Origin of the sequence: Mesorhizobium sp. B2-8-1, from assembly GCF_006440955.1 — a bacterium.
Lineage (GTDB): Bacteria > Pseudomonadota > Alphaproteobacteria > Rhizobiales > Rhizobiaceae > Mesorhizobium.
Genome location: NZ_VFTX01000005.1, coordinates 83,498 through 105,383, shown reverse-complemented (window position 1 = coordinate 105,383; position 21,886 = coordinate 83,498). Strand labels below are relative to the sequence as shown.

Genomic DNA, 21,886 nt, shown 5'->3' with positions numbered 1-21,886 from the left:
ATCAGCGCTCCGCGTCGTAGTTGGTCATCACGGTGTAGAACACCCACGACAACAACAGGATGATCAGGAAGTAGACCAGCGACATCGCCGCCGCCGGACCGAGGTCGAACTGTCCGAGCGCGGTCTTGACGAGGTCGATCGACAGGAAGGTCGTCGAATTGCCCGGACCGCCGCCGGTGACGACGAAGGGCTCGGTGTAGATCATGAAACTGTCCATGAAACGCAGCAGCACCGCGATCAGAAGCACGCGCTTCATCTTCGGCAACTGGATGTAGCGGAACACCGCCCAGCGCGAGGCGCCATCGATCTTGGCCGCCTGGTAGAAGGCGTCGGGGATCGAGACCAGGCCGGCATAGCAGAGCAGCACGACGAGGCTGGTCCAGTGCCAGACGTCCATGATGATGACGGTGACCCAGGCGTCGAACGGATCCTGCACGTAATTGTAGTCGATGCCGAGCGCGTTGACGTAATAGCCGAGCAGGCCGATATCGTTGCGGCCGAACACCTGCCAGATCGTGCCGACGACATTCCACGGGATCAAGAGCGGCAGCGCCATCAGCACCAGGCAGACCGGCACGCCCCAGCCCTTTTTGGGCATGTTGAGGGCAATGAAGATGCCGAGCGGCACTTCGATCGCCAGGATGATGAAGGAGAAGATCAGGTTGCGCACCATGGCTTCCCAGAAGCGATCGGAATGCAGCAACTCCTCGAACCATTCGGTCCCCGCCCAGAAGAAGACGTTATTGCCGAACGTGTCCTGTACCGAGTAGTTGACGACGGTCATCAGCGGGATAACGGCCGAGAACGCCACCAGCACGAGCATCGGCAGCACGAGGAACCAGGCCTTGTTGTTCCAGGGCTTTTCCATTTACGCCCCCATCTCGACACGCCAGGAATCGGCATAGATGTTGATGCCGGCTGGGTCGAACCGCACTTTTGGATCGGCGGGAACGGTTTCGTCCTCGCCGATGACGGCGGCGATCTCGCGGCCTTCCAGACTGGCGCGCACGACCTTGTGGCGGCCCACATCCTCGACCTTGCTGATGTGGACGGCCATGCCATCGCGGCCGAGCCTGACATATTCAGGACGGATGCCGAGTTCGACGACGCCGCTTCCGGCCTTCGGCGCGCCTGGCAATTGGATGCGCTGGGAACCAAGCGTCGCTGTCTTGCCATCGATCGCTACCGGCATGACGTTCATGCCGGGCGAGCCGATGAAGTAGCCGACGAAGGTGTGGCGCGGCCGCTCGAACAGCTCGGCCGGCGTGCCGATCTGCACGATGCCGCCATCATACATGACGACCACCTGGTCGGCGAAGGTCAGCGCCTCTGTCTGGTCATGCGTGACATAGACCATGGTGTAGCCGAAGCGGCGGTGAAGCTGCTTCAATTGCGAGCGCAGCACCCACTTCATGTGCGGGTCGATGACGGTCAGCGGCTCGTCGAACAGGATCGCATTGACATCCGAGCGCACCAGTCCGCGGCCGAGCGAGATCTTCTGCTTCTGGTCGGCGGTCAGGCCCCTCGCCTTCTTCCTGGCCCAGTCTGCCAGGTCGATCATGTCGAGCGTCTCGCGCACCTTGCGGTCGACGTCGGCCTCCGGAACGCCGCGGTTGCGCAGCGGGAAAGCCAGGTTGTCGTAGACGGTCATCGTGTCGTAGATGACCGGGAACTGGAACACCTGCGCGATGTTGCGCTCCTGCGTCGACAGTCTCGTGACATCCCTGCCGTTGAACAGCAATTGGCCGTGCGAGGGGTGGAGCAGGCCGGAAATGATGTTGAGCAGCGTGGTCTTGCCGCAGCCGGATGGGCCTAGCAGCGCATAGGCGCCACCGTCCTCGAAAGTGTGGTGCACCTCCCGCAGCGCGAAATCCGCATCGGTGCGCGGGTTCGGCAGATATGAGTGCCTGACATGGTTGACGTCGATGCGCGCCATCGTTTTCTCCTCAGGCCGCCAGCTTTGCCGCGGCCACGGCGACGCCGTGTTGGTCGAAAACCATGATGTGACGCGGGTCGATGAACACTTCGACCACTTCGTCGGTCTCGAAATCGCGGATGCCATGGGTCAGCATCACCCAGCGTGCGTCGGCGAAATCAAGATGGATGAAGCTTTCCGAGCCGGTGATCTCGGTGATGGTGACCTTTGCACGCACCGGCACGGCACTCGCATCCGGCCGCTCGAGTGACAGATGGTGCGGCTGGAAGCCGATCGTGTAATTGCCGTCGGGAATGCCGACAAGTTCCGGCGGCACCGGCAGCTTGACGCCGCCCTCCAGCAGGAAATCGGGCCCGTTCTTGGCCAGCACGATCGTGTTGAGCGGCGGATCGGCGAAGGTCCTGGCCGTCACCAGGTCGACCGGTTTGCGGAACACTTCGATGGTCGGGCCGAACTGGGTGATGCGGCCTTGTGACAGCGTCGCCGTATTGCCGCCGAGCAGCAGCGCCTCGTGTGGTTCGGTCGTGGCATAGACGAAGATGGTGCCGGCGGCGGCGAAGATCCTCGGCAGTTCTGCGCGCAATTCCTCGCGCAGCTTGTAGTCGAGATTAGCGAGCGGTTCGTCGAGCAGCACCAGGCTTGCATTCTTGACGATGGCGCGCGCCAGTGCGGTGCGCTGTTGCTGGCCACCGGACAGGCTGAGCGGCGTGCGGTCGAGATAGGGCGTCAGCTTGAGCAGGGCAGCGGCTTCCCGCACCTGACTGTCGATCCTGGCCTTCTCGACGCCCGCTACCCGCAGTGGCGAAGCGATGTTTTCGTAGACGCTCATCGCGGGGTAGTTGATGAACTGCTGGTAGACCATGGCGATCTTGCGCTTTTGAACAGGCTGGCCGGTGACGTCCTTGCCGTCGAACCAGACCGAGCCGGAAGTCGGCGCGTCGAGGCCGGCCATCAGCCGCATCAGGCTGGTCTTGCCGGACAGCGTCGGCCCGAGCAGCACGTTCAGCGAGCCATGCTGGAGCGTCAGCGACACGTCGCGGATATGCTCCACCGCGCCGACCGTCTTGGTGACGTTCCTCAGTTCCAGCATGATGCCTCCTCCCAGGCCGTGTGCATCAGCAGCCCTTCATTCCGCGGCCGCGACGTGGCGGCGGCTTATGCCGCGCATGAATTCATCCAACGCCGCCGTCTGCTCGCGGCTGAAATGCAGGCCGCGCTTGGTCCGGCGCCACAGCACATCTTGCGATGTGACGGCCCATTCGTTCTCGACGAGGTAGCGCACCTCGGCCTCGTAAAGGTCGGCGCCGAAATTGCGGCCGAGATCGGCATTCGATTTGGCAAGGCCAAGCAACATCTGCGCGCGCGTGCCGTAGAGCCGCGTGAGCCGACGTGCCAAACGCTGGTCGAGAAAGGGATAGGCGCTCTTCAGCCTCGCCACTTGCGCATCAAAACCGGTCGCCGCGAAATCGCCGCCCGGCAGCGGCGCATTTGCCGTCCACGGCTTGCCGCGCCTGCCGAGAAAGCCTTCGATCTTCTCCAGCATAGATTCCGACAGCCGGCGATAAGTGGTGATCTTGCCGCCGAACGTGTTGACGATCGGGGCTGTGCCCTCGCCGCCATCGGCCTTCAGCACATAGTCGCGTGTCGCCTCCTGCGCCTTGGAAGCGCCATCGTCATAGAGCGGACGCACGGCCGAATAGGTCCAGACGATATCCGAGCGCTTGACGGGTTGGGCGAAATACTCGCTTGCCGCCGCGCAGAGATAGTCGATCTCGGTGTCGCTGATCTTCACGTCGTGCGGATCGCCGGGGTAGTCCTGGTCGGTGGTGCCGATCAGCGTGAACTCGTCCTCGTAAGGAATGGCGAAGATGATGCGGCCATCCTTGTTCTGGAAGAAATAGGCGCGTGGATCGTCGAATTTCTTCGCGATGACGATGTGACTGCCCTGCACGAGACGGACATTGTGCACATCGTTGAGGCCGACGACGCCGGAAAGCACATGATCGACCCAGGGGCCGGCGGCATTGACCAGCAGCCGCGCCTTGACCTCTTCGGTCTCGCCGGTCCGCAGATTTTCGATCCTGATCGTCCACAGCCCGCCTTCGCGGCGCGCCCCGACCACCTTGGTGCGGGTGCGGATGGTCGCGCCCCGGTCGGCGGCGTCACGCGCGTTCAGCGTCACCAGCCGCGCATCGTTGACCCAGCCGTCGGAATATTCGAAGGCCTTCTTGAACAATGGTTTCAATGGCTTGCCGGCAGGGTCGGTGGCCATGTCCAGGGTCCTGGTCGCCGGCAGCAATTTGCGCCCGCCAATATGATCGTAAAGGAAAAGGCCGAGCCTGATCAGCCAGGCCGGACGCAGGCCCTTGGCATAGGGCAGCACGAAGCGCATCGGCCAGATGATGTGCGGCGCGTTCTTCCACAGTACCTCCCGTTCCATCAGCGCTTCGCGCACCAGGCGGAATTCGTAGAATTCGAGATAACGCAGGCCACCATGGATCAGCTTGGTCGAGCCTGAGGAGGTTCCGCTGGCGAGATCGTCCATCTCGGCCAGAAATACCGAAAACCCGCGGCCGGCGGCATCACGGGCAATGCCGCAGCCATTGATGCCACCGCCTATGACGAAAATGTCACGGATCGAAGATGCGTCCACCAATTCCTCCAGCGATTTCGCATTGCACCATTTGGCTCTTTTGCGAAACCGTGGCGGAATTATTTCGAACTCATAACGAATGTCAAACGAAATATCACAAGCTCGTGAAAGCGCTGCAACGTCCTCAATCGAGCGAGGTTTCGATCAGTTGAACCTCGGCCTCCTGGCAGATCTTGCGCACCGAGGGGATATCGCAGCGGTCGGTGATGAAGGTGTTGACCTGCGACAGATGGCCGATGCGAACCGGCGCCGTGCGCTCGAATTTGGTCCGGTCGGACACTAGGATGACGTGCCTGGCATTGGCGATAATGGCTTGCGCGACCTTGACCTCGCGGAAATCGAAATCGAGCAAGGCGCCGTCATGGTCGATCGCCGAGGCGCCGATGACGGCGTAGTCGACTTTGAACTGCCTGATGAAATCCACCGCCGCCTCGCCGACGACGCCGCCATCCGAGCCGCGAACCACCCCGCCCGCGATCACCACCTCGATCGAAGGATAGATGCGCATCCTGTTGGCAACATTGATGTTATTGGTGATGACCATGAGGCCGCTGTGATCCAGCAGCGCCTTGCTGACCGACTCCGTCGTGGTGCCGATATTGATGAACAACGAGGCGTTGTCCGGAATCAGCCTGGCGGCCGCGCTGCCGATCGCCTCCTTCTCCTCGGCGGCGATCTTGCGCCTGGCTTCGTATTCCATGTTCTCGATGCCGGAAGGAAACAAGGCGCCGCCATGGATGCGCGACAGCAACCGCTGGTCGCAAAGATCGTTGAGGTCCTTGCGGATGGTCTGCGGCGTGACGTTGAAGTGGGTGGCCAGATCGTCGACCAGAACGCGGCCGTGATCCTTGGCCATTTGGACGATTTCGGCATGGCGCGGCGACAGATACATCTGAAGACCTTTTGCTTTCGTTTTTCTTGATCATAGACGAAAACGAAAGCAATGAAAAGGCGTAAGCCGGCTAATGGAAACCGCATGATAGCAAAGGCAAACTTGGACGCAGTTCCGACTCAGCAGCCTCAGGTTAATCCGCGCGCGATTTCGGTGATGGCGGCAAAAGCCGAATCGACATCCGCCGCGGTCGCCTCGAACTGGCCGACCTGGAAGCGGATGGCGACGCGCCCGTTCACCCTGGTCTGTGTCAGGTAGATGCGTCCGTCATCATTGATCGCATTGACAAGCCGGAGATTGTGCTCGTCGGCATCGGCTCCCTCCGCCTTGTGCCGGAACGAAAACAGCGACAGCATCGGCTCGGTGACGATCTCGAAATCCGACTCGTCGGCCAGGCGCGCTGCCAGGCCTTCGCTCCAGGCGACATGGTTGCGGATCATCGTGCGCAGGCCTTCCAGTCCATAGGCACGCAGCAGGAACCACAGTTTCAGCGCGCGGAAGCGGCGGCCGAGCGGCACCGACCATTCGGAATAGTTGATGATGCCGTCATGACCGTGCGTCTTCAGATAATCCGGCTTGATGGCAAGCGTCCTGACATGGCTTTCGGGGTCGCGCAGGAACTGGATCGAGCAGTCGAACTGCGCGCCCAGCCATTTATGCGGGTTGAAGACGATAGAATCCGCCTGCTCCACACCGGCCCAGAAATGCCGGTATTCCGGGCAGATCATCGCCGATCCCGCCCAGGCGGCATCCACGTGAAGATAGACCCCGTGGCGTTTGGCGATCGCGGCGACGCCGGCGATATCGTCAGTGCCACCGGTGCTGGTGCCGCCGACGCAGGCGACGATACCCGCCGACAGCAAGCCTGCCTTCTTGTCGGCGACGATCGCCGCCTCGAGGGCCGCTATGTCCATGGCGCGAAAGCGGCCGGCGACCGGAATGCGCACGAGATTGTCCTCACCGATACCGGCCACCCAGATCGCCCGGTCGATCGAAGTATGCACCTGATCCGACGAGTAGATGCGCAACCGCGCCTGCCCCGCCAGGCCCTTTTTGTTGCCCTGCCAGTCGAGCGCGCGTTCGCGCATCGTCAGCACCGCCGCCAGCGTCGCGGAGGAGGCAGAATCCTGGATGACCCCGGAAAAGCCTTCCGGCAGGCCGAGCGCCTGGCGCATCCAATCGACAGTCCGCGTTTCGAGCTCCGTCGCCGCCGGCGAGGTCTGCCACAGCATGCACTGCGCGGCCATCGCAGAGACCAGATACTCAGCCACCACAGAAATTGGTGCCGCGTTGGCCGGAAAATAAGCGAAGAAGCGGGGATGCTGCCAATGCGTCATGCCCGGCAGGATCTTCTCCTCGAAATCGGCGAAGATCCTGTCCATCGGCTCCGCGTCTTCGGGCGGCGAGGCTTCTATGCTCCTGAATATGTCGCCGGGCTCGACCAGCGGCCGCACCGGGCGCTGGCGCAGCGTTTCGCGGTAGTCGGCGCCCCAGTCGGCGGCCCGCCGCGACCATTGCCGGAAATCGTCACTGTTCATCCTGTCCTCCCGACATGATCGCTTCACCGGCGCCCTTCGCCCCGGTTGTCAAAACCCACTGTTAAACATTTGCAACCACCGGAGAAATCCGGCGCGTCCTTATCCCGGAAAATCCGGCAGACTGGCAAACGCCGTCTTCAAGGCGCTCGACCATCCCTCGGAGATCGTGCGGTAGTACGGGTCGTCATGACCGATCCGTTTCTTCAACCCGACCTGGAAGGCATCCTTTTCCAGGAAAAGCAGATCCAGCGGCAGCCCGACCGACAGGTTCGACTTCAGCGTGGAATCGAACGATACCAGAAGCAGCTTCACGGTCTCCGCGACACTCATCGACCGGTCATAAGCGCGAATGATGATCGGCTTGCCGTATTTGGTCTCGCCGATCTGGAAAAAGGGCGTGTCATCGGTCGATTCGATGAAATTGCCCTCGGGATAGATCATGAACAGGCGCGGTGCGCTGCCCTTTATCTGGCCGCCCAGGATGAAGGAGGCGTTGAAGTAGGAATCGGCCTTGTCGCCGGCGGGCGAGGAATGGGCGATGACGTCCTTGACGGTTTCGCCGACCAGCCGCACCGTCTGGTACATGGACGGCGTTTCGAGCACTGCCGCGTGCCGGTCGCCAACCGCCTTGGTGCGCTCGTCGAGCACGCTGATCACGGCTTGCGTCGTCGCCAGATTGCCGGCCGACATCAGCACGATGACGCGCTCACCGGGATCTTCCCAGACATGCATCTTCTTGAAGGTGGAGATCGAGTCCATGCCGGCATTGGTGCGCGTGTCCGACATGAACACGAGCCCGCGATCGATCTTGAGGCCGACGCAATAGGTCATGGTTTACTCTTCCGGCAGCGAACCGTAAAAACCGCGTCGCGTCGGAACGGATCCATGCGGCGCGCTCAGGTCCTTGTTTTCATGCATGTCGTCACCCAAACCAAGGTGGCGTTGGACGACCTGCATCGGGTGACTACTGCTCCACCGTGACGGTGACGGCAAGCCGCTCTTGCGCCTCTCCCAGCAGAATCCCCGAAACCGGCGACGCATCGCGATAGTCGCGCCCCGTCGCCACTCTCACATAGCGCTCATCAGGAGAGATACCGTTGGAGGGGTCGAAGGCAACCCAGCCGAGGCCCTGAACATGCGCTTCGGCCCAGGCATGGCTTGCCGCCTGCTCGATGGCCGCGTCCATCATCAGATAGCCGCTGACATAGCGTGCCGGGAAACCCATGGCGCGGGCGGTGGCGGCAAAGATATGGCTATGATCCTGGCACACCCCGGTTTTCAGCGCGAGAGCCTCTTCAGCCGGGGTCGTCGCATTGGTGGTGCCCGGCGCATAGGCGACCCGCTCGGAGATGATAGCCATCAGACGGTGCAGTCTTTCGATATCGGTGCCCTTGCCGGCTGTCTCGGCGAGTGCGCGAATGCCATCGCCGATCATGGTCAAAGGCGTCTCCTGTGCGAACAGCCAGAGCGGCGCGAATCCCTGATGCGGCCCACAAACCCCCGATGTATCGCGCGTCACCACCTCGCCTGACGCCTCGACCGTAATGAAATCATGGTCACCCTCGACGCTCAACAATCGGGTGTCATTGCCGTAGTGGTCGGCAAATCGCACTTCCTCGCGCGCGCCTTCTACCTTCAGGGCCCAGGACAGCACGGTCTGCGTGCGCCCGCTCACCGGAAGCAGCCGCAGCCGCTGCAGCAGGTACTGCACCGGTGCGTCGTAACGGTATTCGGTCCGATGGGTGATCTTGAGCCGCATGGCCTCCTCAATAGAACCTGTAATCCTGCGCGATCTCGTCGCCGAGCCTGGTGTTGTCGCGAATGAAGCCGGCAAGGAATTCATGCAGGCCGGCGTCGAAAATATCCTTGATCGAGCCTGCCTGCAGCATGGCCTGGGTCTTTTCCGCCGTCGCATGGCAGGGATGGCGCCCGCCATAGTCGTCGCCGAGGAACTTCAGGTGCTCGGCCAGGAAGCGATAGCAGAAGGTCAGCGATCGCGGCATGCGCACATTGAGGATCAGATAGTCGGCGATGTTGGTCGGCTTGTAGTCGGCGTCGTAGACCCAGCGGTAGGAGCGGTGCGCCGATACCGAGCGCAGGATCGATTCCCACTGGTAATTGTCGAGCGTCGAGCCGACCCAGGAGATCGACGGCAAGAGCACGTAGTACTTCACGTCGAGGATGCGCGCCGTATTGTCGGCGCGCTCGACATAGGTGCCGAGCTGCGAGAAATCGAAGATCTCGTTGCGCAGCATGGTGCCGTAGAACGAGCCGCGGATCAGCGCCGTTTCGCGCTTGATCGCATCGAGCACGTTTGGCAGGTCACGCTCGTCGATCGGCCTTGCCAGCATGCGCTTCAGCGCCATCCAGGCCTCGTTGATGCTTTCCCAGGTCTCCCGCGTCAGCGCGGTACGCACCATGCGGGCATTGTTGCGTGCCGTCTCGATCGACGACATCGTGCTCGACGGGTTCGACGTGTCGCGCAACAGGAAGTCGGCTACATCGGCCGCCGTATAGTCCTGATACTTCTGCGTGTAGGCGACGTCGGAGCCGGCGCTGAGCAGCACCGAATTCCACTCTTCCGACGCGCTCTGCGTGCGCGTCAGCGCCATGCGCAGGCCCGCATCGACCAGGCGCGCCATGTTTTCCGCACGCTCGATATAGCGGTTCATCCAGTAGAGCCCGTTGGCGGTACGGCCGAGAAGCATGGAGTGGCCCTTCGGGCTAGTGAGTAGGGAATAGTGAGTAGCGAGTAGGGAATGTTCGAGTTTCGATTGGATACGGCATTGTTCTGTCCCCTCTGATACCAACTACTGACTACTGACTACTGACTACTGACTACTGACTACTGACTACTCATCTCAATCATCCAGCACCCAGGTATCCTTCGTGCCGCCGCCTTGCGAGGAATTGACCACCAGAGAGCCCTCCTTAAGCGCGACGCGCGTGAGCCCGCCCGGCACGATCTGGATGCGGTCGGAGACCAGCACATAGGGTCTCAGATCGACATGGCGCGGCGACAGGCCCTTTTCGGTCAGGATCGGACAGGTCGAGAGCGCCAACGTCGGCTGGGCGATGTAATTGGACGGCTTGGCCTGCAGCTTCTTGGCGAAATCCTGGCATTCGTTCTTGGTCGCCGCCGGTCCGACCAGCATGCCATAGCCGCCTGAACCGTGCACTTCCTTGATCACCAGCTCATCGATGTGTTCGAGTACATATTTCAGGCTGTCCGGCTCCGAACAGCGCCAGGTCGGAATATTGCCGAGGATCGCCTTGCGGCCGGTGTAGAATTCGACGATCTCGGGCATGTAGGAATAGATCGCCTTGTCGTCGGCGATACCGGTTCCCGGCGCATTGGCGATCGTGATGTTGCCGGCCCGGTAGACATCCATGATGCCAGGCACGCCGAGCGCGGAGTCCGGCCGGAAAGTCAGCGGATCGAGGAAGGCATCGTCCACCCGGCGATAGAGCACGTCGATCTGCTTGTAGCCTTCGGTCGTGCGCATCGCGACATGACCGTCCACCACGCGCAAATCCTGCCCCTCGACCAGTTGCACCCCCATCTGATCAGCCAGGAAGGCATGTTCGAAATAGGCGGAGTTGTAGCTGCCGGGCGTCAGCACGGCGATGGTCGGCGTGCCCTTGGCGTTCTGCGGCCGCACCGCCGCCAGCGACTGGCGCAAAAGCTGCGGATAGTTCTCCACCGGCCGCACCTTGATTTGTTGGAACAACTCGGGGAAGAGCTGCATCATCGTCTCGCGGTTTTCCAGCATGTAGGAAACGCCCGATGGGGTGCGCGCATTGTCCTCCAGCACGTAGAACTCGTTTTCGCTGATCCGCACGATATCGACGCCGATGATGTGGGTGTAGACGCCGGCGGGTGGCCTGACCCCGATCATCTCGGGCAGGAAGGCTTCGTTCCTGGCGATCAGGTCGCGGGGAACGCGTCCGGCCCGCAGGATTTCCTGGCGGTGATAGATATCGTCGAGAAAGGCGTTCAGCGCCTGCACGCGCTGCTCGATGCCTTGCGTGAGGCGGCGCCACTCATTGCCAGAAATGATGCGCGGAACGATGTCGAAGGGGATAAGCCGCTCGGAGGCTTCCTGTTCGCCATAGACGGCGAAGGTGATGCCGGTTTTGCGGAAGACGCGTTCGGCGTCCTGCATTTTCTCGGTAAGCCTGGCCGGGTCCTGCTCTTTCAGCCAGCGATCGTAAGCCGAATACGGTCTTCTAAGTCCGGAGACCTCCGGAAGCATTTCATCGAACGCTGCCAATCGCATACTCCCCTGTGACGCCATTTCACTGGCGCCGCCGGAGAAAATCAAGCGCAATCGGTGATTTGAGGGATGCGGGCGATCAGTATGTCGCCCCTGCCTAAAATTGAGGCAGCGGAAATATGAGCTTGGTCACGCTTTGCCTCATGCTCGGGCAATGGGCTCCGACGCTAGAAGGCGCGAAAGGTGACGACGGTGAACGTGTCCTTGATGCCGGGGAGAATCTGCACCTTCTCGTTGACGAAGTGGCCGACATCCTCCTCGTCGTCGACATAGAACTTGGCGAGCAGATCGTAATTGCCGGCAGTGGAGTAGATTTCCGAGGCGATCTCGGCGTCGGCGAGCGCGCTGGCAACCTCATACGACTTGCCCAGTTCGCATTTGATCTGCACGAAAAACGCCTTCATGGCTCCGCCCTGCTAAACGTCCAATCCAAGCGGCTCTTCTGGCAGACTGGAGGCGGGCTTTCAAGCGCTGGAACGGTACTTAGCCGGTTCGAGCGTTGGCCACGCCTCCCGCAATTCCGCCAAGGCTGCCTGGACTTCGTCGCGCGACAACACTGAATATTCGCCGCCGGTGAAACCCTGAAGCGCCACCAAACGTATGTTAGGATGCCTGCACGGGCAGGATTTTTCGAAAGGCAAGTTCTCGAAAGACAAGGAAACAGGCTATGCGCCGCACGCTTTTCGCATTCGCATTCCTTCCTCTCCTCCTGCCCTTGTCGGCGTTTGCCGGCGAGGCCGAGATCAAGGCGGCGCAAGCGGCCATTGACGGCCAGCTGAGAGCGTTCCTGGCCGATGACGGCGTCACGGCCTACAGCTTCGCCGCACCGAACGTGAAGCGGATCTTCCCGACCGTCGACACCTTCATGAACATGGTGACCAACGGCTACGCGCCGGTGCGCAACCCACGGAGCTACTCGTTCGGCAAGGTCGAGGAGACGGGTCCGACCTCGATCATCCAGCAGGTGCTGATCGTCGGCCCTGACGGCAAGGACTATGAAGCTGTCTACACGTTGGAGCGACAGCCCGACGGCACGTTCCAAATCACCGGCTGCAGCCTGCGCGCGTCGAATTCGCTGAGCACCTGAACCGTCACAGCGCCGGGATATCGCCCCTCGCCCAGCCCTCGGTAATTTCGGCAGCGCGTGCCTCGAAAGTGCCGGTCTCTATCGCGGCGCGTATGTCCTGCATCAGCTTCTGATAATAGGACAGATTGTTCCAGGTCAGAAGCATCGCACCGAGTGCCTCTTGCGAGCGCACGAGATGGTGCAGATAGGCGCGGGAATAATCGCGTGCCGCCGGGCAGTCGCTTTCCTCATCGAGGGGGCGCGGATCGTCGGCATGGCGGGCGTTGCGCAGATTGACCTTGCCGCGCCTTGTATAGGCAAGCCCATGCCGGCCGGCCCGCGTCGGCATCACGCAGTCGAACATGTCGATGCCGCGCGCCACCGATTTCAAGATGTCGTCCGGCGTTCCGACGCCCATGAGATAGCGTGGTTTGTCATCGGGCAGTTCCGGGCAGGTGATGTCGAGCATGTCGAGCATGACCGCCTGCGGTTCACCGACGGCAAGGCCGCCAACCGCATAGCCTTTCATATCCATCGCGCTCAGCGCTTGCGCAGAACGCACGCGCAAATCCGCATTGTCGCCGCCTTGCACGATGCCGAACATCGCCTTCCCGGGCTGGTCGCCGAACGCCGTCTTGCAGCGCTCGGCCCAGCGCAGCGACAATTCCATGGCGCGCTCGATTTCCTTGAGCGCGGCCGGCAGCGCCGTGCATTCGTCGAGTTGCATCTGGATGTCTGAATCGAGCAGGCCCTGGATCTCGATCGAACGCTCCGGCGACATTTCATAGGATGCGCCATCGATATGGGAGCGGAAGGTGACGCCCTTCTCGGTCAATTTCCGAAGCTTTGACAGCGACATGACCTGGAAGCCACCGCTGTCGGTCAGGATCGGATGCGGCCAGCGGGCGAATTCGTGCAGGCCGCCAAGCTTCGCCACGCGTTCGGCGCCGGGCCGCAGCATCAGATGGTAGGTATTGCCCAGGATGATATCGGCGCCGACGCCGCGCACCTGATCCATGTACATCGTCTTGACCGTGCCGCCGGTGCCGACCGGCATGAAGGCAGGCGTGCGGATTTCGCCGCGCGGCATGCTGATCAAGCCGCGCCGCGCCTTGCCTTCGGTCGCCAGCACCTTGAAGGTGAACGTCTCAGCCATTGAATTCCTTGTCGTGTGCCGGTGCGCCCGGAGCCTGTTCGTCCAGCGACTGGCGATAGTGGATGCAGCCGCGCATGAATTTTGGCCAGGGCGGCACGGCGATTGCCGGATCGATCTTCTCGGGCAGCAGGTCCCACAAATCGGGATGATGCCAGCAAAGATCGTGCCCCGATGCATCGCGATGCTGGCGAATGCCGGCGCGCAATTTTTTGACTTCGGCGATCAAACTGTCGCGGTCCAGCCTGTCGAGGTCATCGTCCATCGCTCATCTCCGCTCGATACAGCAGGCTTGCATCTCCGTAGGAGTAGAATCTGTAATCGTGCTCAATGGCATGCGCATAGGCGGCGCGCATCGTATCGAGGCCGCTGAAAGCCGAAACCAGCATGAACAGCGTCGAACGCGGCAGATGGAAATTGGTCGTCAGCATGTCGGCGGTGCGAAAACGATAGCCGGGCGTGATAAAGATGTCGGTCGGGCCGGACCATGCAGCCAGCACGCCATCCTCTCGCGCGGCGCTTTCCAGCAGGCGCAGCGAGGTCGTACCGACGGCAATGACGCGCCCGCCCCTCGCCTTTGCCGCATTCAATGCGTCGGCAGTTGCCTCGCTGACCGAGCCGATCTCCGCATGCATCTTGTGGTCGGCGGTGTCGTCCGCCTTCACCGGCAGGAACGTGCCGGCGCCGACATGCAAGGTGACGAAGCGGCGCTCGATGCCCTTGGCGTCGAGCGCCGCAAACAGCTCCGGCGTGAAATGCAGGCCCGCCGTGGGTGCTGCGACGGCGCCTTCCTCCCGGGCATAGATGGTCTGGTAGTCGGCCCGGTCGCGCTCGTCGTCGTCGCGCTTCGAGGCGATATAGGGCGGCAGTGGGATGTGGCCGACCGCATGCAGCGCCTCGTCGAGGAAAGGGCCCGACAGGTCGAAGCCGAGCAGCGCCTCGCCCGCCTCGCCCTTTTCGATCACCGTGGCGTCAAGCTGGCCGAGGAAGCACGAATTGCCGTCATGGCCGAAATGGATGCGGTCGCCGACGGCAACGCGCTTGCCCGGCCGCATGAAGGCCAGCCAACGGTCCGGCGCCATCCGCATGTGCAATGTGGCTTCGACCTGCGCCGCCGCCTCGCCGCGCCGCCTGATACCTTTGAGTTGCGCCGGGATGACCTTGGTGTCGTTGAAGACCAGCACGTCACCAGCCTGGAGCAGGGAAGGCAGCTCGCGGACCGCCCGGTCCGAAAACCCCTCGCCCGGCCTGACCACCAGCATCTTTGCGCTGTCTCGCGGCTCTGCCGGGCGAAGCGCGATACGCTCTTCCGGAAGGTCGAAATCGAACAGATCGACACGCATCAGAAGAGCCTGATAAGCAACGCCCCGGCCAGAAGCAGCACCGCGCCGGCCACGCGGCCGAGCGAGATTTCGCGAACCGCGACGCCGAGGAATCCGACGCGGTCGATCAGCATGCCCGCCAGCAACTGGCCCGCCACCAGGAACGCCATCAGCGCGGCGGCGCCGATGCGTGGCGTCAGGATGGTGGACAGTGTGACGTAGAAGCCGCCCAGCATGCCGCCGGCGATGAACAGCCACGGCGCGGGCGCCTTCCAGTCGAGCGAGATGCCTTGCAGCCTCACCACCGCGACGGCAATGATGCCGAGCACGATGGCGCCCGACAGGAACGAAAACGCGGCAGCCGCGACCGGGAGCCCCAGGCCGCGCGCCAACTGCGAATTGATCGGCGCCTGAATGGCAATGAAGGCGCCGGACAGGATGCCGAGAAGCGACCAGACGACGCCCATCATTGTCCTGTCGCCTTACTTGACGTCGGCCGCGACCTTCAGCGACACGATCTTGTCGGGATCCTGCACCGGCTCGCCGCGCTTGATCTTGTCGACATTGTCCATGCCTTCGATGACCTGGCCCCAGACCGTGTACTGGCGATTGAGGAAGGCTGCATCGTCGAAGCAGATGAAGAACTGCGAATTGGCCGAGTTCGGATTCTGCGAGCGCGCCATCGAGCAGGTGCCGCGGCCGTGGTTGGCATTGGAGAATTCGGCCTTGAGATCCGGCTTGTCGGAACCGCCCATGCCAGCGCGAGAAGGCGCGAAAGAGGGCTTGCTCGAATTGCCGAACTTGACGTCGCCGGTTTGCGCCATGAAGCCCTCGATGACGCGGTGGAAGACCACGCCGTCATAGGCACCTTCGCGGGCCAGTTCCTTGATGCGGGCGACATGGCCGGGCGCCAGGTCGGGAAGCATTTCGATGACGACCTTGCCCTTGGTCGTTTCCATGATGAGCGCGTTTTCGCGATCCTTGATGTCGGCCATGTCTGATATCCTTTTCAAAAAACAAAACTATTTGTCGGCGGCGATGCGCACCTTGATCATCCGGTCGGGATCGGTGACCGTGCCGTTGTCGGCCTCGTCGCCCTTCTTGATGTGGTCCACCAGTTCCATGCCGCTGACGACATTGCCCACGATCGTGTACTGGCCGTCGAGCGGCGGCGCCGGCGCGAACATGATAAAGAACTGCGAGTTTGCCGAATTCGGATCCTGCGAGCGTGCCATGCCGACCACGCCGCGCTTGTAGTGCTCGGTCTGCGAGAATTCCGCCGGCAGGTCCGGCAGGTCGGAGCCGCCGGTACCGACAGCCTGGGCGTTGAAGCCTTTGTTCATGTTGCCGAATTTGACGTCGCCGGTCTGCGCCATGAAGCCGTCGATGACGCGGTGGAAGGCGACGTTGTCATAGGCATGCTCACGCACCAGCTTCTTGATCTGCGCGACATGCTTGGGCGCGAGATCGGGACGCAGCGCGATGGTTACATCGCCGTCCTTCAGGGTGATGATCATGGTGTTTTCCGGGTCGGCGGCATAGGCCGAGGCCGATGCTGTCACGAGACCGGCAAGCACGACGAGGAACGAGGCGAGCTTTTTCAGCTGCATGGTCTTCTCCGAGAACCCTATTTTGTGAATTTGGCGGCGAGTGCACCGGCGACCGCGGCCGGCACGAAGGGGCGGATGTCGCCGCCCATCGAGGCAATCTGGCGCACAAGTGTGGCGGTAATGGTGCGCACCGAGGGGCTGGCGGGCAGAAAAACCGTCTGCAGCTCAGGCGCCATGGTTTCGTTCATGCCGGCCATCTGCATCTCGTAGTCGAGATCGGTGCCGTCGCGCAGGCCGCGGATCATGATCGAGGCCCCCTGTTTCCTGGCCGCATCGATGACCAGCCCGTCGAAGGCGACCACCTTGATGCGCGTGCCGTCGCGGCCAAATTCGGCCTTGGTCGCGGCCTCGATCAGTTCGACCCGTTCCTCGAAGGAAAATAGCGGCTTCTTGCCGGGATGGATACCGATCGCCGCATAGACAATGTCGGCCACGGCCAGCGACGCCTTCAGCACGTCGAGATGGCCGTTCGTCAACGGGTCGAAGGAGCCGGCATAAAGGGCAATTCGTTCGTTCATGCCGGTGCTTCTAACGGGCGCGCGGACGGAAGGCAAATCTCATTGATGCGATCCCCTTGAACCTTTTTGCAGGGATGAACGACAGATGAATGCGCCGATCACGAACGCTTCACGCAGCGTTCACTACCTTGCCCCTTTAAGAAGATGAAACCAAAGTCCCATGTAAGCGTTGTAGAGCGCAGGAGAACACGCACATGCTGATCTACATGCTCGCCACTGCAATGACCGTCGCCATGCTGATCGCCACTGTATTCGGGCTGCATCAGGAGGCCCAGCGCGTCCGCATCAAGACCAACGCCAAACGCTTCGAAGGGTTCGGCCCCCGCAAGCCTCACCGTCACTATTGAACTAGCCTGAATTTGTTGCGACGCGCCGGCCGATTGGCCGGCGTTGCCATGTCTGTCCAAGCCAGACTTATTGCGCATCATCCGGGCCGGCATCGGCCGCCGGATCGATCTCGGCACCAACCTCGACGATTTCTTCCTCGTCCGATTGCGGCTCGGAAATCCGCTCGACCGAAACCACCTTCTCGCCTTCCGCCGTGTTGAAAATGGTCACGCCCTTGGTGGCGCGGCTGGCGAAGCGGATGCCATTGACCGGCACCCGGATAACGGTACCGCCGTCGGACACCAGCATGATCTGGTCGTCATTGCCGACCGGGAAGGTTGCCACCAGCCTGCCGATCTCGGCCGTCTTCGACACGTCGGTGGCCCGAATGCCCTTGCCGCCGCGTCCGGTCAGACGGAAATCATAGGACGATGAGCGCTTGCCGTAGCCGTATTCCGTCACCGTCAGCACGAACTGCTCATGCGCCTTGAGGAACTCATAGCGCTCGTCCGACAGCTCCGCCTCCTCGCCGACCTCTTCGTTGGTCAACGCGATCTCTTCCTCCTCGCCTGCCGGGATGCCGGCGGCCAGGCGCCGTTCGGCCACCACGCGCTTCAGATAGGCGGCGCGTTCGGCCGGCGGCGCATCGACATGCTCGATGACGGCCATCGAAATGACGCGGTCCGTTTCGGCCATGGCGATGCCGCGCACGCCGACCGAGTTGCGGCTCTGGAAGACGCGCACGTCGCCGACGGAAAAGCGGATGCACTGGCCGGAGCTGGCGGTCAGAAGCACGTCGTCACTGTCGGTGCAGGTCTCGACGCCGAGGATCTCGTCGCCCTCCTCCTCCAGCTTCATGGCGATCTTGCCGTTGCGGTTGACCTGGACGAAGTCGGAAAGCTTGTTGCGGCGCACCGTGCCGCGCGTGGTGGCGAACATCACGTCGAGCTCGCCCCAGCTCGTCTCATCCTCCGGCAGCGGCATGATGGTGGTGATGCGCTCGCCCTGCTCCAGCGGCAGCATGTTGATCAACGCCTTGCCGCGCGACTGCGGATTCCCGATCGGCAGGCGCCAGACCTTCTCCTTATAGACGATGCCGCGCGAGGAGAAGAACAGCACCGGCGTGTGCGTATTGGCCACGAACAGGCGGGTGACGAAATCCTCTTCCTTGGTCGACATGCCCGAGCGACCCTTGCCGCCGCGGCGTTGCGCCCGGTAGAGCGACAACGGCACGCGCTTGATGTAGCCGGAATGGCTCACCGTCACGACCATGTCCTCGCGCTGGATCAGGTCCTCGTCTTCCATGTCCGCGCCGCCTTCGCTCAGCTCGGTGCGGCGCGGCGTGCCGAATTCGTCGCGCACGGCCGCGAGCTCGTCCTTGACGATCTGCTGGACGCGGGCGCGGGACGAAAGGATATCGAGATAGTCGACGATCTCGGCGCCGATCGTGTTCAACTCGTCGGCGATTTCGTCGCGGCCGAGAGCCGTCAGGCGCTGCAGGCGCAACTCCAGGATCGCGCGCGCCTGTTCCTCGGACAGATTGTAGGTGCCGTCCTCGTTGATGCGGTGGCGCGGGTCGTCGATCAGGAGGATCAGAGATTCGACGTCGCCGGACGGCCAGCGCCGCTCCATCAACTGCTCGCGCGCCGTCTGCGGGTCCGGCGCGGTGCGGATCAGCTTTATCACTTCATCGATGTTGGCGACGGCGATTGCGAGGCCGACCAGCACGTGGGCCCGGTCGCGCGCCTTGCGCAGCAGGAACTTCGTGCGCCGGGTAACCACCTCCTCGCGGAAGGACACGAATGCCCTCAGCATATCGGTCAGCGTCAGCAGTTCGGGCTTGCCGCCATTGAGCGCCACCATGTTGGCGCCGAAAGAGGTTTGCAGCGGCGTGAAGCGATAGAGCTGGTTGAGGATGACGTCGGCCACGGCGTCGCGCTTCAGCTCGACGACGACCCGATAGCCCTGGCGGTCGCTCTCGTCGCGAATGTCGGAAATGCCCTCGATGCGCTTGTCGCGCACCAGTTCGGCCATCTTCTCGATCATCGACGACTTGTTCACCTGGTAGGGAACTTCGGTGATGATGATCGATTCGCGGTCATTGCCGCGGGCCTCGATGTTGACCTTACCGCGCATGACGATGGAGCCGCGGCCGGTCGAATAGGCGCTGTAGATGCCGGAGCGGCCGAGCACGATGCCGCCGGTCGGGAAATCCGGCCCCGGAATGATTTCCATCAGCGCCGGCAGGTCGATGGCCGGATTGTCGATGATCGCGATCGCGGCGTTGCAGACTTCGCCCAGATTGTGCGGCGGGATGTTGGTGGCCATGCCGACGGCGATGCCGCCCGAGCCATTGACCAGCAGATTGGGAAAGCGCGCCGGCAGGACCTTCGGCTCGCTGCCGGAAGCATCGTAAGTGTCCTGGAAATCGACCGTATCCTTGTCGATATCCTCCAGCAGTTCATGCGCGACCTTGGTCAGCCGCGACTCGGTGTAGCGCATGGCCGCCGGCGGATCGCCGTCGATCGAGCCGAAATTGCCTTGCCCGTCGATGAGCGGCACGCGCAGCGACCAGTCCTGCGCCATGCGCACCAGGGCGTCATAGATAGAGGCGTCGCCATGCGGATGGTATTTACCCATCACGTCGGCGACCGGGCGCGCCGACTTCACATATTTGCGGTTCCAGTGATAGCCGCTCTCATGCGCGGCGAAGAGAATGCGGCGATGCACCGGCTTCAGGCCGTCGCGCACGTCGGGCAGCGCGCGGCTGACGATCACGCTCATGGCGTAATCGAGATAGGATCGCTGCATCTCCTCGATGATCGAAATCGGCTCGATGCCGGTGGGGCCGCCGTCGGCGCCGCGCGGTGTTTTTTGGTCGGTCAAATCGGATCACAATCTAAACAGGAATCACTTGCCGTATATATAGGAAGCCGGGCCGAAACTCCAATGTCGACGGCACTTTTCCAGTGTCGATTTTGGCGGTGATTTCAAAAGGATACCGGTGATTGCGACGATATGGCCGATGTGCTTTTCGGAGCCGTCGACGCAAAGGCCCGCCATCTCGTGTTAGCGGCGGCCTGCGCGGCGGGCGCGATAGCTGCCGGGCGTCTCGCCCATTTCGCGCCGGAAGCGGCGATTGAAAGTTGACAGGTCGTTGAAGCCCGCCTCGAAGGCGATCGTCGAGATCGCCTTGTCCGAAGCGTGGAGCCGCACTGCTGCCCGGTGCAGCCTGGTCCTCAGCAGAAACCGGTAGGGGGTCATTCCGGCAATCTGCCGGAATGTGCGCAGGAAATGATACGGACTGGTCGCCGTCTCCCGGGCCAGCACGGCCAGCGAAAGCGGCTGATCGGCATCGATCTCGATACGCCGAACCGCCTCCGCGACCCGTTTTTGGTCGCGGCCGCTGGGTGTCCGCGCCATCTTGGTGCGCCCTGAGCTTGCGGCGACTGCTGCGCTGGCAATGCGCAAGCCGAGTTCCTCGAAAGCAGCGGTTTCGCCCACATCGCGCGCGGCCTCCGCTTCGGCCAGCAGCGGCATCAGCGCCGGCAGGGGCGGCAAGCGCGGCGTCTTGAAGGCCAGCATTCTGGCGCCCGGTACGTCCTCCACGATCCGTTCCATATAGGCCGGAGCAAAATGGAAGGAGAGGCAGCGGTCACCGGCGCCGTGCTCGTGGCCGCATTCGTAGCATGTGCCGGGATTACCGAGCAGCATCGCGCCTGGCGCGAGCATCGCGGTACCCTGGCTGGCGCGATAGCGGAAGGTGCCGCTGGTCACCGCGGCGACGCAGAATGTCCGGTGCTCCTCCTCGAACGGCCGGTCGCCGGCGCCGGCCGTGCACACCACGTCCGACACCTGCCAGCCTGGCCCCGAGGCAATGATCCTGTGGCTCGTCGTCATAGCCTGAAAGATAGCAATTTTTCCCAAGCGCAGAACCCTGCCCCGGCCTATCGCTTGCGGCCTCCTGACAGCATGAAGGCACCAGCCATGACCAACCAGCCCACTTTTACCGAAGCCCTGCACAGCGACGGGCCAGCCCCCGGCTTTGCCGAGAATTTGGATCTCTACGGCCGCTTCGTCGGCGCCTGGACTTTCGATGCCAGCCGTCATCTCGAGGACGGCACCGTGCTGACCGGACGCGGCGAGGTGCATTTCGGCTGGGTGCTGGAAGGCCGCGCGATTCAGGACGTCTGGATCCTGCCCGCGCGCGATGCCGGCCCCTCGCCTTCTCTCGGCAAATGGACCTTTTATGGCACGACCTTGCGCGTCTACGATCCCGGCGCAAATGCCTGGCATATTTTCTGGAGCGATCCGCGCAACCAGTATTACAGCCGCCAACTCGGTCGCGCCGAAGGCGACACGATTGTCCAAGTGGGCGCCGACGGCACCGGTTCCTCCGTACGTTGGAGCTTTTCACGAATAACCGAAAATTCCTTCCGCTGGCTCGGCGAGCGCTCGCACGACAATGGCGCGACATGGCGGCTCGAAGTGGAGTTCCTGGCGCGGCGCTCTGGCCGTACCTGATCAAGCAAGCCCGCGACGCAAACTCAGGCACTCCCTGCGTTCTTTCGCGTCTCCCTCGGCCCAGCCGGCT

The 21,886-nt window shown here is 62.4% G+C and carries 23 protein-coding genes; 3 read left to right on the top strand and 20 right to left on the bottom strand.

From position 1 onward, the window contains the following. Nucleotide 1: 1 nt before the first annotated feature. From FJ428_RS14995 to FJ428_RS14945, 11 genes are all read right to left on the bottom strand, one after another. The gene (locus FJ428_RS14995) at nt 2-868 is read right to left on the bottom strand and encodes a sugar ABC transporter permease (RefSeq protein ID WP_140498792.1); all 867 of its coding nucleotides are present in this window, start codon (nt 866-868) and stop codon (nt 2-4) included. After that, on the bottom strand, nt 869-1,936 hold the full coding sequence (locus FJ428_RS14990; RefSeq protein ID WP_140584363.1) for an ABC transporter ATP-binding protein: 1,068 nt from the start codon (nt 1,934-1,936) through the stop codon (nt 869-871). Nucleotides 1,937-1,946: 10 nt separating this feature from the next. Beyond that, the gene (locus FJ428_RS14985; protein WP_140674580.1) at nt 1,947-3,026 is read right to left on the bottom strand and encodes an ABC transporter ATP-binding protein; all 1,080 of its coding nucleotides are present in this window, start codon (nt 3,024-3,026) and stop codon (nt 1,947-1,949) included. Between the two features lie 36 nt (nt 3,027-3,062). Continuing rightward, nucleotides 3,063-4,589, bottom strand: a complete 1,527-nt coding sequence (glpD, locus tag FJ428_RS14980) for a glycerol-3-phosphate dehydrogenase (RefSeq protein ID WP_140498798.1) — start codon at nt 4,587-4,589, stop codon at nt 3,063-3,065. A 124-nt stretch (nt 4,590-4,713) separates the two neighbouring features. Continuing rightward, nucleotides 4,714-5,481 carry a DeoR/GlpR family DNA-binding transcription regulator gene (locus FJ428_RS14975; RefSeq protein ID WP_140515319.1) on the bottom strand — a complete coding sequence of 256 codons (768 nt, stop codon included), beginning with the start codon at nt 5,479-5,481 and terminating at the stop codon, nt 4,714-4,716. A 128-nt stretch (nt 5,482-5,609) separates the two neighbouring features. Then, nucleotides 5,610-7,019, bottom strand: coding sequence for an aspartate aminotransferase family protein (locus FJ428_RS14970; protein ID WP_140674577.1), 1,410 nt, complete (start codon nt 7,017-7,019; stop codon nt 5,610-5,612). A 99-nt stretch (nt 7,020-7,118) separates the two neighbouring features. Further along, nucleotides 7,119-7,850, bottom strand: coding sequence for a peptidase (locus FJ428_RS14965; RefSeq protein ID WP_140879638.1), 732 nt, complete (start codon nt 7,848-7,850; stop codon nt 7,119-7,121). Nucleotides 7,851-7,983: 133 nt separating this feature from the next. After that, nucleotides 7,984-8,778: a transglutaminase family protein gene (locus FJ428_RS14960; protein WP_140557753.1), complete on the bottom strand. Its 795-nt coding sequence runs from the start codon at nt 8,776-8,778 to the stop codon at nt 7,984-7,986. A gap of 7 nt (nt 8,779-8,785) precedes the next feature. Next, nucleotides 8,786-9,727: an alpha-E domain-containing protein gene (locus FJ428_RS14955; RefSeq protein WP_140498807.1), complete on the bottom strand. Its 942-nt coding sequence runs from the start codon at nt 9,725-9,727 to the stop codon at nt 8,786-8,788. 153 nt (nt 9,728-9,880) lie between these two features. Next, the gene (locus tag FJ428_RS14950; protein WP_181165357.1) at nt 9,881-11,293 is read right to left on the bottom strand and encodes a circularly permuted type 2 ATP-grasp protein; all 1,413 of its coding nucleotides are present in this window, start codon (nt 11,291-11,293) and stop codon (nt 9,881-9,883) included. A 170-nt stretch (nt 11,294-11,463) separates the two neighbouring features. After that, nucleotides 11,464-11,700: an Lrp/AsnC family transcriptional regulator gene (locus tag FJ428_RS14945; RefSeq protein ID WP_010909609.1), complete on the bottom strand. Its 237-nt coding sequence runs from the start codon at nt 11,698-11,700 to the stop codon at nt 11,464-11,466. A gap of 263 nt (nt 11,701-11,963) precedes the next feature. Here FJ428_RS14945 and FJ428_RS14940 point away from each other — a divergent pair, with 263 nt between their 5' ends. Further along, nucleotides 11,964-12,383 carry a DUF4864 domain-containing protein gene (locus FJ428_RS14940; protein WP_140498811.1) on the top strand — a complete coding sequence of 140 codons (420 nt, stop codon included), beginning with the start codon at nt 11,964-11,966 and terminating at the stop codon, nt 12,381-12,383. Between the two features lie 4 nt (nt 12,384-12,387). Here the strand turns inward: FJ428_RS14940 and tgt are convergent, their stop codons facing one another. From tgt to coaD, 7 genes are all read right to left on the bottom strand, one after another. Next, the gene (tgt, locus tag FJ428_RS14935) at nt 12,388-13,518 is read right to left on the bottom strand and encodes a tRNA guanosine(34) transglycosylase Tgt (protein ID WP_140879637.1); all 1,131 of its coding nucleotides are present in this window, start codon (nt 13,516-13,518) and stop codon (nt 12,388-12,390) included. Further along, nucleotides 13,511-13,780: a hypothetical protein gene (locus tag FJ428_RS14930; protein WP_140525349.1), complete on the bottom strand. Its 270-nt coding sequence runs from the start codon at nt 13,778-13,780 to the stop codon at nt 13,511-13,513. The genes tgt and FJ428_RS14930 overlap by 8 nt, the downstream gene beginning before the upstream one ends. Continuing rightward, complete coding sequence (gene queA, locus FJ428_RS14925) at nt 13,770-14,858, bottom strand: tRNA preQ1(34) S-adenosylmethionine ribosyltransferase-isomerase QueA (RefSeq protein ID WP_140879636.1); 1,089 nt, start codon at nt 14,856-14,858, stop codon at nt 13,770-13,772. The genes FJ428_RS14930 and queA overlap by 11 nt, the downstream gene beginning before the upstream one ends. Continuing rightward, nucleotides 14,858-15,307 (bottom strand): DMT family transporter, encoded by a 450-nt coding sequence (locus FJ428_RS14920; RefSeq protein ID WP_140515312.1) that lies wholly within the window; start codon nt 15,305-15,307, stop codon nt 14,858-14,860. The genes queA and FJ428_RS14920 overlap by 1 nt, the downstream gene beginning before the upstream one ends. A gap of 12 nt (nt 15,308-15,319) precedes the next feature. After that, a complete protein-coding gene (locus FJ428_RS14915; RefSeq protein WP_140525351.1) occupies nt 15,320-15,832 on the bottom strand; it encodes a peptidylprolyl isomerase in 513 nt (170 codons plus the stop codon). 27 nt (nt 15,833-15,859) lie between these two features. Further along, on the bottom strand, nt 15,860-16,354 hold the full coding sequence (locus FJ428_RS14910; RefSeq protein ID WP_224518951.1) for a peptidylprolyl isomerase: 495 nt from the start codon (nt 16,352-16,354) through the stop codon (nt 15,860-15,862). Between the two features lie 110 nt (nt 16,355-16,464). Beyond that, the gene (gene coaD, locus FJ428_RS14905; RefSeq protein ID WP_140525353.1) at nt 16,465-16,965 is read right to left on the bottom strand and encodes a pantetheine-phosphate adenylyltransferase; all 501 of its coding nucleotides are present in this window, start codon (nt 16,963-16,965) and stop codon (nt 16,465-16,467) included. A 194-nt stretch (nt 16,966-17,159) separates the two neighbouring features. Here coaD and FJ428_RS14900 point away from each other — a divergent pair, with 194 nt between their 5' ends. After that, complete coding sequence (locus FJ428_RS14900; RefSeq protein ID WP_140498827.1) at nt 17,160-17,312, top strand: hypothetical protein; 153 nt, start codon at nt 17,160-17,162, stop codon at nt 17,310-17,312. A 67-nt stretch (nt 17,313-17,379) separates the two neighbouring features. On the opposite strand, the gene gyrA is transcribed toward FJ428_RS14900, so the two are convergent. Further along, on the bottom strand, nt 17,380-20,178 hold the full coding sequence (gene gyrA / locus FJ428_RS14895; protein WP_140879635.1) for a DNA gyrase subunit A: 2,799 nt from the start codon (nt 20,176-20,178) through the stop codon (nt 17,380-17,382). 183 nt (nt 20,179-20,361) lie between these two features. Then, on the bottom strand, nt 20,362-21,192 hold the full coding sequence (locus FJ428_RS14890; protein ID WP_140879818.1) for an AraC family transcriptional regulator: 831 nt from the start codon (nt 21,190-21,192) through the stop codon (nt 20,362-20,364). 87 nt (nt 21,193-21,279) lie between these two features. Between FJ428_RS14890 and FJ428_RS14885 the strand changes: the two genes are divergently transcribed. Next, entirely contained in the window at nt 21,280-21,816 is a 537-nt protein-coding gene (locus FJ428_RS14885; RefSeq protein ID WP_140498831.1) for a hypothetical protein, read from the top strand. Nucleotides 21,817-21,886 lie beyond the last annotated feature (70 nt).